Raw genomic sequence first — 12072 nt, 5'->3', positions numbered from 1 at the left:
GACACCCCTCGTCCCGTCCGGCAGGAGCCCCCACGCACATGTCACCGAACCCCACCGACGCCCAGCCCGACGACTCCTACGGCGCCAGTGCGATCCAGGTTCTCGAGGGCCTCGAGGCCGTGCGCAAGCGGCCCGGCATGTACATCGGCTCGACGGGGCCCCGTGGTCTGCACCACCTGGTCTACGAGATCGTCGACAACTCGGTCGACGAGGCCCTGGCCGGCCACTGCGACCACATCGAGATCACCATGCGCGAGGACGGCGGCGTGCGCGTCGTCGACAACGGCCGTGGCATCCCGGTCGACGTGCACCCGATCGAGGGCCGGTCGACCGTCGAGGTCGTGCTCACCGTCCTGCACGCGGGCGGCAAGTTCGGCGGCGGCGGCTACGCCGTCTCGGGCGGCCTGCACGGCGTCGGCAGCTCGGTGGTCAACGCCCTCTCGAGCGAGCTCGACGTCGAGGTCCGCCGCCAGGGCAACGTCTACCGCCAGAGCTTCACCGACGGCGTGCCCGTCGCGCCGCTCGCCAAGGGCGAGGCCGACGACACCACCGGCACCACGATCACCTTCTGGCCCAACGCCGAGATCTTCGAGACGGTCGACTTCGACTACGAGACCCTCCGCACCCGGTTCCAGCAGATGGCCTTCCTCAACAAGGGCCTCCGCATCGAGCTCAGCGACGAGCGCGTGCAGGAGGAGGGCGTCGAGGCCCGCCACGACGTCTTCCACTACGAGAAGGGCCTCGTCGACTACGTCGAGTACCTCAACACGGTGAAGAAGGTCGAGACCGTCCACGACGACATCATCGCCTTCGAGCAGGAGGACGTCGAGCGCAAGATCTCGCTCGAGGTCGCCATGCAGTGGAACACCTCCTACCAGGAGAGCGTCCACACCTACGCGAACACGATCAACACGCACGAGGGCGGCACCCACGAAGAGGGCTTCCGCGCCGCGCTCACCACGTTGATCAACCGCTACGCCCGCGAGAAGAACCTGCTCAAGGAGAAGGACGACAACCTGTCGGGCGACGACGTCCGCGAGGGGCTCACGGCCGTCATCTCGATCAAGCTCGGCGAGCCGCAGTTCGAGGGCCAGACGAAGACCAAGCTCGGCAACACCGAGGCCAAGTCGTTCGTGCAGAAGGTCGCCGGCTCGCAGCTCAACGACTGGTTCGACCGCAACCCGAAGCAGGCCGCCGAGATCGTGCGCAAGGGCATCCTCGCGTCGCAGGCCCGCCTCGCCGCCCGCAAGGCGCGCGAGCAGACCCGCCGCAAGGGCGTCCTCGAGTCGAACGGCATGCCCGGCAAGCTCAAGGACTGCCAGAGCAAAGACCCGTCCCTCTCCGAGATCTTCATCGTCGAGGGCGACTCGGCCGGCGGCTCGGCCGTCCAGGGGCGCAACCCCGAGACGCAGGCGATCCTCCCGCTCCGCGGCAAGATCCTCAACGTCGAGAAGGCGCGCCTCGACCGTGCGCTCGGCAACAACGAGGTGCAGGCCATGATCAAGGCGTTCGGCGCCGACATCGGCGAGGACTTCGACCCCGACAAGGCGAGGTACCACAAGATCGTCCTGATGGCCGACGCCGACGTCGACGGCCAGCACATCACGACCCTCCTGCTGACGCTGCTCTTCCGCTACATGCGCCCGCTCATCGACCTCGGCTACGTGTACCTCGCACAGCCGCCGCTGTTCAAGCTCAAGTGGAGCAACGCACCGCACGAGTACGTCTACAGCGACGCCGAGCGCGACGCGATGCTCGTGCAGGGCCGCGCCGCCGGCAAGCGCATCCCGAAGGACAACGGGATCCAGCGCTACAAGGGCCTCGGCGAGATGGACTACAAGGAGCTGTGGGAGACGACCATGGACCCGGACACCCGCACCCTCCTCCAGGTCACCCTCGAGGACGCCGCGGCCGCCGACACGATCTTCGACACGCTGATGGGCGAGAACGTCGAGTCGCGCCGAGCCTTCATCCAGCAGAACGCGAAAGACGTGCGCTTCCTCGACATCTGATGCGCGCCTCCGGCTGAGCCGGAGCACGCCCGCGCCCCGCGGAGACGACCGGGGCACACCACGACAGACGGAGAATCATGGCCGACGAGCCGACCCAGACCCCCGAGGGCGACGACGCCGAGGGCACCCCCACCTTCGCCCCGGCGATCAAGCGCGACAGCATCGAGCAGGTCGACCTGCAGCTCGAGATGCAGCGCTCGTACCTCGACTACGCGATGAGCGTCATCGTCGGGCGTGCCCTGCCGGAGGTGCGCGACGGCCTCAAGCCCGTCCACCGCCGCGTGATCTACGCGATGTACGACGGCGGCTACCGCCCCGACCGTGCGTTCTCGAAGTGCTCGCGCGTCGTCGGCGACGTCATGGGCCAGTTCCACCCGCACGGCGACACGGCGATCTACGACGCGCTCGTCCGTCTCGTGCAGCCGTGGAGCCTCCGCTACCCGCTGGCCCTCGGCCAGGGCAACTTCGGCTCGCCCGGCAACGACGGCGCCGCCGCCCCCCGGTACACCGAGACGAAGATGGCCCCGCTCGCCCTCGAGATGGTCCGCGACATCGACGAGGACACCGTCGACTTCCAGGACAACTACGACGGCCGCACGCAGGAGCCCGCGATCCTGCCGAGCCGGTTCCCGAACCTCCTCGTCAACGGCTCCGTCGGCATCGCCGTCGGCATGGCGACGAACATCCCGCCGCACAACCTCCGCGAGGTCGCGGCGGGCGCGCAGTGGTACCTCCAGAACCCCGAGGCCACCCGCGAAGAGCTGCTCGAGGCGCTGATCCAGCGCGTCAAGGGCCCCGACTTCCCGACCGGCGCGCAGATCCTCGGCGTCAAGGGCATCCAGGACGCCTACCGCACGGGCCGCGGCTCGATCACGATGCGCGCGGTCGTCTCGGTGGAGGAGATCCAGGGGCGCACTTGCCTCGTCGTCACCGAGCTGCCGTACCAGGTGAACCCCGACAACCTCGCGATCAAGATCGCCGAGCTCGTCAAGGACGGCCGCATCGGCGGCATCGCCGACATCCGCGACGAGACCTCCGGCCGCACCGGCCAGCGCCTCGTCATCGTGCTCAAGCGCGACGCGGTCGCCAAGGTCGTGCTGAACAACCTCTACAAGCACACCAGCCTGCAGGAGAACTTCGGCGCGAACATGCTCGCCATCGTCGACGGCGTGCCCCGCACGCTGGCGCTCGACGGCTTCATCTCCGCCTGGGTCGACCACCAGATCGAGGTCATCGTCCGTCGGACCCAGTTCCGGCTGAAGAAGGCCGAGGCCGACGCGCACATCCTCCGCGGCTACCTCAAGGCGCTCGACGCCCTCGACGAGGTCATCGCGCTCATCCGCCGCTCGCCCACCGTCGAGGAGGCGCGGGGCGGCCTGATGGAGCTGCTCGACGTCGACGAGATCCAGGCCTCGGCCATCCTCAACCTCCAGCTGCGCCGCCTGGCGGCCCTCGAGCGCCAGAAGATCCAGGACGACGCCGACAAGCTCGAGCGCGAGATCGCCGACTACAAGGACATCCTCGCCAAGCCCGAGCGCCAGCGCAGCATCGTCAGCGACGAGCTGCAGGAGATCACCGACAAGTACGGCGACGACCGCCGCACCGAGATCATGTTCGGCTTCGACGGCGACATGAGCGTCGAGGACCTCATCCCCGAGGAGGAGATGGTCGTCACCATCACCCGCGGCGGCTACGTCAAGCGCACGCGGAGCGACAACTACCGCAGCCAGCACCGCGGCGGCAAGGGAGTCCGCGGCGCCCAGCTGCGCGCCGACGACGTCGTCGACCACTTCTTCGTGACGACGACGCACCACTGGCTGCTCTTCCTCACGAACAAGGGCCGGGTCTACCGCGCCAAGACCTACGAGCTGCAGGAGGCCGGGCGCGACGCCAAGGGCCAGCACGTGGCGAACCTGCTCGCGATGCAGCCCGACGAGTCGATCTCGCAGGTGCTCGACATCCGCGACTACGAGGTGGCGCAGTACCTCGTGCTCGCCACGCGTGACGGCCTGATCAAGAAGACCGCGCTCACCGAGTACGACACGAACCGCACCGGCGGCATCATCGCGATCAACCTCCGTGACGACGACGAGCTCGTCTCGGCGTTGCTCGTCGACGAGAGCGACGACCTGCTGCTGGTGTCCCGTCACGGCATGTCGCTGCGATTCACCGCGACCAACGACTCCCTCCGCCCGATGGGGCGCTCGACCTCGGGCGTGAAGGGCATGACCTTCCGCGAGGGCGACACCCTCCTGTCGGCGTCGGTCGCCGACGACACGGGCTACGTGTTCGTCGTCACCGAGGGCGGCTACGCGAAGCGCACCGCCGCCGACCAGTACCGCGTGCAGAACCGCGGCGGCCTCGGCATCAAGGTGGCCAAGCTGGCGGAGGCGCGGGGCGACCTCGCCGGCGCCCTCATCGTCGGCGAGGACGACGAGGTGCTCGTCGTGCTCTCGAGCGGCAAGGTGGTACGGTCTGCCGTGGCCGAGGTGCCGGCCAAGGGCCGTGACACCATGGGCGTAGTGTTCGCCCGCTTCGCCGCTGATGACCGCATCATCGCCGTGGCGCGCAACACCGAACGGAATCTCGTGGCACAGTCCGACGAGGCCGTCATCGACGCGGTCGGTGACAACGAAGCTGTGCCCGCCGTGAGCCCCGGCGACGTGATCGACACCGTCGAGAACGCTCCGGAGCCCGCCGTCGAGCCCGCTGACGACAGCACGGAAGAGGAACCGATCAATGAGTAGCGTCGCTGACAGACTCCAGAGCAAGGCCAAGAAGCCCTCCGGCACCAAGCAGGTCCGACTCAAGCTCGTCTACATCGACTTCTGGTCGGTCGTGAAGCTGTCGTTCCTCATCGCGGTGGCCCTCGGCATCATCACGATCGTCGCGACGTTCCTGATCTGGCTGATCCTCAACCAGACCGGCATCTTCAACGACCTCGACACCCTGCTGCGCGACATCCTCGGCGACCAGAACTTCTCCCTCCAGGACACGTTCTCGATCGCCCAGATCATGCTCTTCAGCATCGTCGTCGCCGTCCTGAACGTCGTCGTCGGCACCGTCATCGGCGCCATCGTCGCCGTGCTGTACAACCTGAGCGTCCGCGTCACCGGCGGCCTGCTCGTGGGCTTCACGAACAACTGAACCGGCTCACGGGCCGAGCAGACGCTCGATTCGTGAACTCCGTCGTCGTGCTGTAGGCTTTACGACGGTCCGGGGGCTATAGCTCAGGCGGTTAGAGCGCTTCGCTGATAACGAAGAGGTCACAGGTTCAAGTCCTGTTAGCCCCACTCCCGTGAGAACCACCGACGGGTTCCCCGCCGCGGTTCACTCCGCCGAACGGGGCCTTAGCTCAGTTGGTAGAGCGCCTGCTTTGCAAGCAGGATGTCAGGAGTTCGATTCTCCTAGGCTCCACGAAAAATGGGTCTTTCCCTGCTCGTTCCCCTTCGGGGAACTCGCGGGGATTTTTCGTTCGTGCTTGTTGGCTGCGCCGCCGCTCCTGCGGCGCAGCGCGCCGCAGATCCAGTCCCCGAAGGGGGAGGCGCAACGTCGCTTCGCTCGTTGCGGGTGACGTCGCTTCGCTCGTCGCCGGGCAACGTCGCTTCGCTCGTTGTCGGGGGGTGACATCGCTTCGCTCGTCAGCTGCTGGGTGACGCCGCGCCGCTCCGCTGGCGGGGAGGGCTGGGGTGGGCTCCCGGGGCGGGAAAGCGAGAGGGATCCGGGGGACGAGGCCTGGGCAGTGGGGGTGCTGGCGGCTCTGCGGGGCGATCTCTCTCAAATTGTGAGGTCGGAGGGGACGACGGCTACTCGGGGGCCGGGCTCGGAGGTGCGGACGAGGGCGGGCGACGTCGCTTCGCTCGTCGACCGGGGGGTGGACGTGCGAGAGGGCCCGCTCCGGGGGGAGCGGGCCCTCTCGGGGGCGGTGCGGGGGCGACTAGGCCTTGGTGTCGGCGTCGTCGTCGGCGACCCAGAGCTCGTCGTCGGCACGGAGGGTCTGCACAGCGGCGAAGACGATGCCGCCGAGGGCGACCACGCCGAGGCCGATCAGCAGCACGCCGCCGACGCCGGGGCCCGACTTCTTCTTCGAGGGCACGTACTTGGCCGCGACCTTCGAGCCCTGCTTCTTGGCGTTCTTGACGGCCTTCTTCACCTTGGGGTCGTTGACCAGGTCGAGGCCCGAGAGGTAGGAGGCGACGGCCGGGTACACGTCGTGCTTCCAGCGGTCCTGCGCGACGGCCGCGGCGTGCGAGCTCGCGGCGAGGCCGGAGGAGACGGCCGGGCGGACGTTCGAGTCGACGGCGCCCTTGACGCGCGGCACGACCGTCTTGTTCGCGTACTTCACGCCGTGGTCACGGGCGTCGCCGATGACCTTGCCGGCGTGGCCGAGGACCTCACGCTGCTCCGACCACACGTCGACCGCGTGCTTCTTGAACTTCTTCAGTTCTTTCTTCTGCTTGCGTGACAGGGCCACAGTGTTCCTCCAACGACTAGTAGGCAACGGGTGAGTACGATGCTGGCCTCCCAGTGTGGCACGAGGCATCCTGGCAGGTAACACCGCGATCGCTGGGCACCCGCTGGGGGGTCCGGGCCCTGTGGGAGAATGGCGCTCATGTCCACGCACACTGCTGTCGCCACCCTCACGACCAACCTCGGCACGATCAAGGTCGACCTCTTCGGCGACCACGCCCCCAAGACCGTCGCCAACTTCGTCGGCCTCGCCACCGGAACGATCGAGTGGACCCACCCCGCCACGGGCAAGGTCAGCACCGACAAGCTCTACGACGGCGTCGTCTTCCACCGCATCATCAAGGACTTCATGCTCCAGGGCGGCGACCCGCTCGGCCAGGGCGTCGGCGGCCCCGGCTACCAGTTCGACGACGAGATCCACCCCGAGCTGAACTTCAACGCCCCCTACGTCCTCGCCATGGCCAACGCCGGCACCCGCGGCGGCAAGGGCACCAACGGCTCGCAGTTCTTCATCACGACCGTGCCCACCCCCTGGCTGCAGGGCAAGCACACCATCTTCGGCGTCGTCTCCGACGACGAGTCGAAGAAGGTCGTCGACGCCATCGAGGCCGTCAAGACCGACGCCCGCGACAAGCCGATCGACGACGTCGTGCTCGAGAGCGTCACCATCGACGAGGTCTAGGTGACCGACGCTCCCCGGAACGCCGCGAACTACTGCTACCGCCACCCCGACCGACAGAGCTTCGTGCTCTGCCAGCGGTGCGGGCGCACGATCTGCGGCGAGTGCCAGACCCCGGCCGCGGTCGGCGTGCACTGCCCCGAGTGCGTCCGTGAGGCGCGCGGCTCCGCGCCGCGCGTGAAGCCGGCCGTCGTGACCCGTTTCCGCGGGGCCGCCGCGGCGGGGAAGCCCGTCGTGACGTACAGCATCATGGCCGTCACCGCGGTGGTCTTCCTGCTGCAGCTGCTCACGGGCGTCGGCAACGGCGTCGTGACGCAGGCGCTCGTCTTCTACGCGCCGGTCGAGATCCAGCAGCCCTGGCGCATGGTCACGACGATGTTCGTCCACGGCAGCTTCTGGCACATCCTCTTCAACATGTACTCCCTGTACATCTTCGGAGCGGAGCTCGAACGTCAGCTCGGTCGGGCCCGGTACTCGGCGCTGTACTTCATCGCCGGCATCGGCGGGTCGGCGGCGGTCGCGGTCCTGGCGCCGTCCTCGGTGGTGCTGGGCGCCTCCGGTGCGGTCTTCGGCCTCATGGCCGCGTTCTTCGTGATCGCCCGCAGCCTCGGCAGCCGCAGCATCCAGCTGCTGGTGCTCGTCGCGATCAACCTCGCCCTCGGCTTCATCCTGCCGAGCGTCGCCTGGCAGGCCCACGTCGGCGGCCTGATCGTGGGAGGCGCGGTGGCGTTCCTGTACTCCAAGACCCGCCACCGGTCGAAGCACGCCCTCCAGACCGGCGTGCTCGTCGCCCTCGGCGTCGCGGTGGTCGCGATCACCCTGCTGAGGTCGGCGCAGCTGATCGGTCTGCTCTGAGCAGTCTGGTCGGGTCGACCTGCCCCGACCGCCCAGCTCGGTCGGGCTCGAACACCTGAACGACAGAAGAGGCGGCTCCTTGTGGGGAGCCGCCTCTTCTCGTTCCTGGCCGAGCTGTGTGACCGGGACTTTCTCCCCACCGTTCTCCACAGGGAGTTATCCACAGGCTTATTAACACTGGGGAGAACTACGTCGACGTAGTTCCGAAGACCCGTTCGAGCCGGGCCCTGACGCGGAGAACCCGCGTCAGCGCCAACGGGTGGTCATGAGGAAGCCGACGAACATGATGCCGAAGCCGATCAGGATGTTCCACGAGCCGAGCGACTGCACGGGCAGGGTGCTCTGGCTGACGTAGAAGACCACGATCCAGGCGAGGCCGACCAGCATGAAGCCGAACATGACCGGCTTGAACCACACCGGGTTCGGCGCCTCGGCGGAGGTCTGAGCCTCGCCGGAGCGGGCCTCGCGGGCGCGGGCGGGCTTCGTGGTTCGGTTCTTGTCAGTGGCCATGGCGCACATACTAGCGTCCCGGGTGCTGGGGGAGCCCTGGTCCCTCCCCGGGTGAACGCCGTGTGACGGCCGCTTTCCCGCACGGGTGCAGCACGTAGGATCGAGCCATGGATGACGACTCCCGCCGGTCCCGTGGCCGACGCCGTGCCGCTGCACCGAAGCCGCCACGGCCCCGTCGGCCCCGACGGCGCGTCTCCGTCGTGGGGGTCTTCGGTGAGCTCCTGATCACGGCGGGCGTCCTCGTCCTGCTCTTCATCGGCTGGCAGCAGTGGTTCAACGACCTCGTCGTCGCCGACGAGCACCGCGACCAGGCGTCACAGCTCAGCGAGCAGTTCGAGCAGCAGGCCAGCGCGGCGCCCACGGAGGTGCCCGAGGGCGCCGACCCGCCGGTGACGGCGGCCCCGGCCCAGGCGCAGACCTTCGCGAACTTCTACGTGCCCCGCTTCGGCGCCGACTACGCCGTGCCCATCGCCGGCGGCACGAGCACGGTGCGCACGCTCAACAAGATCGGCATCGGCCACTACGACGAGACGCAGATGCCGGGCCAGGTCGGCAACTTCGGCATCGCGGCCCACCGCACGACGTACGGGGCGCCCTTCAACAAGATCGCCGACCTCCAGCCCGGCGACAAGATCTACGTGCAGACGCAGGACGGCTGGTACACGTACACGTTCCGCAACCTCCAGTACGTGCCGGCGACCCAGGTCTCCGTGCTGCAGCCGGTGCCCGACGCGCCCGACGTGAGCGCCGCCTCCGGCGAGCGTCTCATCACGCTCACCAGCTGCAACCCGATGTTCACGGCGCAGGAGCGCATCGTGGCGTACGGGGTCTTCGATCAGTGGTCGCCCCTCACCGAGGTGCCGGCCGAGCTGGCTGCGGCCGGAGTGGGAGCCTGACGATGTACTCGAGCCTCTGGCGCGTCCTTCCCGGCCCGTGGTGGGTGCGGCTGTTCCTCGTCCTCGTGCTGCTCGCAGCCGTCCTGTTCGCCCTCGTCGAGTGGGTCTTCCCGTTCGTGAACGAGATCATCCCCGCCCCCGACGTCACCGTGGAGACCCCGTGACCCGAGTACTCGTCGTCGACAACTACGACAGCTTCGTCTACACCCTGAACGGCTACCTGCAGCAGCTGGGCGCCGAGACCGACGTCGTGCGCAACGACGCCTTCGCCGCGGCCGACGTCGCGGCCCGCATCGCCGACTACGACGCCGTCCTGCTCTCGCCGGGCCCGGGCACCCCGGCCGCGGCGGGCGTCTCGATCGACGTCGTGCACGCGGCGCTCGAGGCCGACCTGCCCCTGCTCGGGGTGTGCCTCGGCCACCAGGCCATCGCCGAGGCGATGGGCGCGACCGTGACCCACGCCGAGGAGCTCATGCACGGCAAGACGTCGCAGGTCAGCCACGACGCGAGCGTGATCTACGACGGCGTGCCGCAGCCGTTCACGGCCACCCGGTACCACTCGTTGGCCGTCGTCGACGAGACCGTGCCGACCGACCTCGAGGTGACCTCGCGGACGGACGGCGGCGTGATCATGGGCCTGCAGCACCGCTCGGCGCCGGTCTACGGCGTGCAGTTCCACCCGGAGTCCGTACTGACCCAGGGTGGTTACCGGATGATCGGCAACTGGCTCGGAGTGGCAGGCCTGCCGGAGGCGGCGGTCACCGCCCGCGGGCTCGACCCGTTGACGGGCCGCCGCTGACCGCAGGGCGCACCGGGCGCACGAGCGGGCTCCGGGCCGCCGGGGCTACTCGGCGCTGCAGACGCCCAGCTGGATCGCGGAGCCCTGCGGCTGGTCGCCCGGCGGCAGGGACTGCGTCGAGACGCTCTGGCCCGAGCAGCCGGCGTCGGGGTAGGTGCCGACCACGAGGCCCAGCTGGTCGCCCAGCACGCTCATCGCCGCCGTCACCGACTGTCGCGTGACGTCGGGCACCTGCACCAGGCCGTTCGAGACGACGAGGTCGACGGTCGTGCCCTCGGCCACCTGCTCGGCCTCCGCCGGGTCGGCCTCGAGCACGCCGCCGGCCGGGACGTCGGTCGAGTAGTCGGTGGTCTGCGTGCCCTCGGTGAGCCCGGCACCGATGACGGCCGCCCACGCGGCTGCCACGTCGAGGCCCTTGAGGGCCGGCACGGCGACCATGGTCGGCCCCGACGAGACCTGCAGGGTCACCTCGGTCTCCTCCGGCACCTCCGTGGTGCCCTCGGCCGGGGAGGCGCCGATCACCTCGTCGACCGGGACGGAGTCGCTGGGCACGTCGGCGCGGACGGCCACCAGCCCGACGTCCTCCAGGGCCGACGCGGCGTCGTCGTAGCTCATGCCCACGACGGCGGGCACGGTCGAGCCCGAGGCCGTCGCGATCTCCGGGGGCTTGATGTTGGCGACCCAGAAGACGACGGCGAGCACGACGATGGCCACGAGCACGATGCCGGCCCAGATCCAGGCGACCGGCGGTCGCGTCTGCGTGCGCTGCGGCCGGTCGTTGTCGTCGGAGGAGAGCTCCTTCAGGGCCGCGTCGCTGCCGACCGCGGACAGGGCGTCGACGCCGAACATCGTCGCGTTCGCGTCGTGCACGGGCTGCCGTCGGGCGGGCGCACGCCCCGCGGCGGCCGCGGCGACGTCGTCGCGGAACTCGGCCGCGGTCTGGAACCGCTCGAAGCGGTCCTTCGCGAGGGCACGGAGCACGACGGCGTCGAGGCCGGGGGAGACCGCGGGGGCGATCGTGCTCGGCGGGACGGGGGCCTCGCTGACGTGCTGGTAGGCGACCGCGACCGGCGACGAGCCCCGGAACGGCGGTCGGCCGGTGAGCAGCTCGAAGAGCATGACGCCGGTCGAGTAGAGGTCGGAGCGGGCGTCGACGGTCTCGCCGCGCGCCTGCTCGGGGCTGAAGTACTGGGCGGTGCCGAGGATCGCCGTCGTCTGCGCGACCGTGGCGGCCGAGTCGGAGATGGCCCGGGCGATGCCGAAGTCCATCACCTTCACCTGGCCCGAGTGGGTGACCATGACGTTGCCGGGCTTGATGTCGCGGTGCACGATGCCGGCGCGGTGGGAGTACTCGAGGGCGGTCAGCACGCCCTCCGTGAGGCGGGCCGCCTCGGCGGGCTCGAGCGGGCCCTCGGCGACGATGTCCTTGAGCAGGCGGCCCTCGACGTACTCCATGATGATGAAGGGCACCTGCACCTCCTGGCCGCGCGCGTCACGAGCGGACTCCTCGCCGGCGTCGAAGACGCGGACGATGGTGGGGTGGGCCATGCGGGCGGCCGCCTGGGCCTCCTGGCGGAAACGGGTGCGGAAGGCCGGGTCGAGCGCGAGCGACGGCTTCATCAGCTTGATCGCGACCTTGCGCCCCAGCCGGGCGTCGGTGCCGACGTGGACGTCGGCCATCCCGCCCCGACCGATGAGATCGCCGATCTGATACCGGTTGGCGAGGAGGTGGATTCCCTCTCTCACGCCTTCAACCACGCCCTGCACTCCCGTCGCGACCGCAGGTCGGATCAGCGGTCCTCGCAAGTGTACTTGTCGCCCCGCCCCCCATCCGGGTCGCGCGGTACGCCG

The 12072-nt window shown here is 69.3% G+C and carries 11 protein-coding genes and 2 tRNA genes; 10 read left to right on the top strand and 3 right to left on the bottom strand.

What is annotated here, in order from left to right; all coding sequences use genetic code 11:
* The first annotated feature begins 38 nt into the window (after nucleotides 1-38).
* The 5 genes from gyrB to FHR77_RS13600 all read left to right on the top strand — a co-directional run bounded on the left by gyrB (nucleotide 39) and on the right by FHR77_RS13600 (nucleotide 5429).
* Nucleotides 39-2012 carry a DNA topoisomerase (ATP-hydrolyzing) subunit B gene (gyrB, locus tag FHR77_RS13620; protein ID WP_056058114.1) on the top strand — a complete coding sequence of 658 codons (1974 nt, stop codon included), beginning with the start codon at nucleotides 39-41 and terminating at the stop codon, nucleotides 2010-2012.
* Nucleotides 2013-2089: 77 nt separating this feature from the next.
* Nucleotides 2090-4759, top strand: a complete 2670-nt coding sequence (gyrA, locus tag FHR77_RS13615; RefSeq protein ID WP_167260948.1) for a DNA gyrase subunit A — start codon at nucleotides 2090-2092, stop codon at nucleotides 4757-4759.
* Nucleotides 4752-5159, top strand: a complete 408-nt coding sequence (locus FHR77_RS13610; protein ID WP_167260946.1) for a DUF3566 domain-containing protein — start codon at nucleotides 4752-4754, stop codon at nucleotides 5157-5159. Before gyrA ends, FHR77_RS13610 begins: the two co-directional genes overlap by 8 nt.
* A 72-nt stretch (nucleotides 5160-5231) precedes the next feature.
* Nucleotides 5232-5305 (top strand) — tRNA-Ile (locus FHR77_RS13605).
* Nucleotides 5306-5356: 51 nt separating this feature from the next.
* Nucleotides 5357-5429, top strand: a tRNA-Ala gene (locus tag FHR77_RS13600).
* Between the two features lie 520 nt (nucleotides 5430-5949).
* Here FHR77_RS13600 and FHR77_RS13595 read toward each other — a convergent pair.
* Entirely contained in the window at nucleotides 5950-6486 is a 537-nt protein-coding gene (locus FHR77_RS13595) for a hypothetical protein (RefSeq protein WP_167260944.1), read from the bottom strand.
* A 138-nt stretch (nucleotides 6487-6624) separates the two neighbouring features.
* Between FHR77_RS13595 and FHR77_RS13590 the strand changes: the two genes are divergently transcribed.
* Both FHR77_RS13590 and FHR77_RS13585 read left to right on the top strand, forming a co-directional pair.
* On the top strand, nucleotides 6625-7164 hold the full coding sequence (locus FHR77_RS13590) for a peptidylprolyl isomerase (protein WP_056059244.1): 540 nt from the start codon (nucleotides 6625-6627) through the stop codon (nucleotides 7162-7164).
* The gene (locus FHR77_RS13585; protein WP_167260942.1) at nucleotides 7165-8016 is read left to right on the top strand and encodes a rhomboid family intramembrane serine protease; all 852 of its coding nucleotides are present in this window, start codon (nucleotides 7165-7167) and stop codon (nucleotides 8014-8016) included.
* Between the two features lie 246 nt (nucleotides 8017-8262).
* Here FHR77_RS13585 and FHR77_RS13580 read toward each other — a convergent pair whose 3' ends face one another.
* Nucleotides 8263-8526, bottom strand: a complete 264-nt coding sequence (locus FHR77_RS13580) for a cell division protein CrgA (protein ID WP_056058103.1) — start codon at nucleotides 8524-8526, stop codon at nucleotides 8263-8265.
* 107 nt (nucleotides 8527-8633) lie between these two features.
* Here FHR77_RS13580 and FHR77_RS13575 point away from each other — a divergent pair, with 107 nt between their 5' ends.
* From FHR77_RS13575 to FHR77_RS13565, 3 genes are read left to right on the top strand one after another with little or no spacing between them, the layout of a single operon-like run.
* Nucleotides 8634-9422 (top strand): class E sortase, encoded by a 789-nt coding sequence (locus FHR77_RS13575; RefSeq protein ID WP_167260940.1) that lies wholly within the window; start codon nucleotides 8634-8636, stop codon nucleotides 9420-9422.
* 2 nt (nucleotides 9423-9424) lie between these two features.
* Nucleotides 9425-9586, top strand: a complete 162-nt coding sequence (locus tag FHR77_RS13570; protein WP_167260938.1) for a hypothetical protein — start codon at nucleotides 9425-9427, stop codon at nucleotides 9584-9586.
* Nucleotides 9583-10221, top strand: a complete 639-nt coding sequence (locus tag FHR77_RS13565; RefSeq protein WP_056058098.1) for an anthranilate synthase component II — start codon at nucleotides 9583-9585, stop codon at nucleotides 10219-10221. The genes FHR77_RS13570 and FHR77_RS13565 overlap by 4 nt, the downstream gene beginning before the upstream one ends.
* Nucleotides 10222-10266: 45 nt before the next feature.
* Here FHR77_RS13565 and pknB read toward each other — a convergent pair whose 3' ends face one another.
* Nucleotides 10267-11967 (bottom strand): Stk1 family PASTA domain-containing Ser/Thr kinase, encoded by a 1701-nt coding sequence (gene pknB / locus FHR77_RS13560; protein WP_341777382.1) that lies wholly within the window; start codon nucleotides 11965-11967, stop codon nucleotides 10267-10269.
* Between the last annotated feature and the right edge of the window lie 105 nt (nucleotides 11968-12072).

This window comes from Frigoribacterium endophyticum (assembly GCF_011759585.1).
Taxonomy (GTDB): Bacteria; Actinomycetota; Actinomycetes; order Actinomycetales; family Microbacteriaceae; genus Frigoribacterium; species Frigoribacterium endophyticum.
The sequence above is the reverse complement of the archived record's forward strand: the minus strand, read 5'-3'. Positions and strand labels throughout refer to the sequence as shown.

What these genes read in the sequence shown, in the direction of transcription:
- gyrB (WP_056058114.1), top strand. Translation starts at nt 39, where the DNA reads ATGTCACCGAACCCCACCGACGCCCAGCCCGACGACTCCTACGGCGCC.
- gyrA (WP_167260948.1), top strand. Translation starts at nt 2,090, where the DNA reads ATGGCCGACGAGCCGACCCAGACCCCCGAGGGCGACGACGCCGAGGGC.
- FHR77_RS13610 (WP_167260946.1), top strand. Translation starts at nt 4,752, where the DNA reads ATGAGTAGCGTCGCTGACAGACTCCAGAGCAAGGCCAAGAAGCCCTCC.
- FHR77_RS13590 (WP_056059244.1), top strand. Translation starts at nt 6,625, where the DNA reads ATGTCCACGCACACTGCTGTCGCCACCCTCACGACCAACCTCGGCACG.
- FHR77_RS13580 (WP_056058103.1), bottom strand. Translation starts at nt 8,526, where the DNA reads ATGGCCACTGACAAGAACCGAACCACGAAGCCCGCCCGCGCCCGCGAG.
- FHR77_RS13575 (WP_167260940.1), top strand. Translation starts at nt 8,634, where the DNA reads ATGGATGACGACTCCCGCCGGTCCCGTGGCCGACGCCGTGCCGCTGCA.
- FHR77_RS13570 (WP_167260938.1), top strand. Translation starts at nt 9,425, where the DNA reads ATGTACTCGAGCCTCTGGCGCGTCCTTCCCGGCCCGTGGTGGGTGCGG.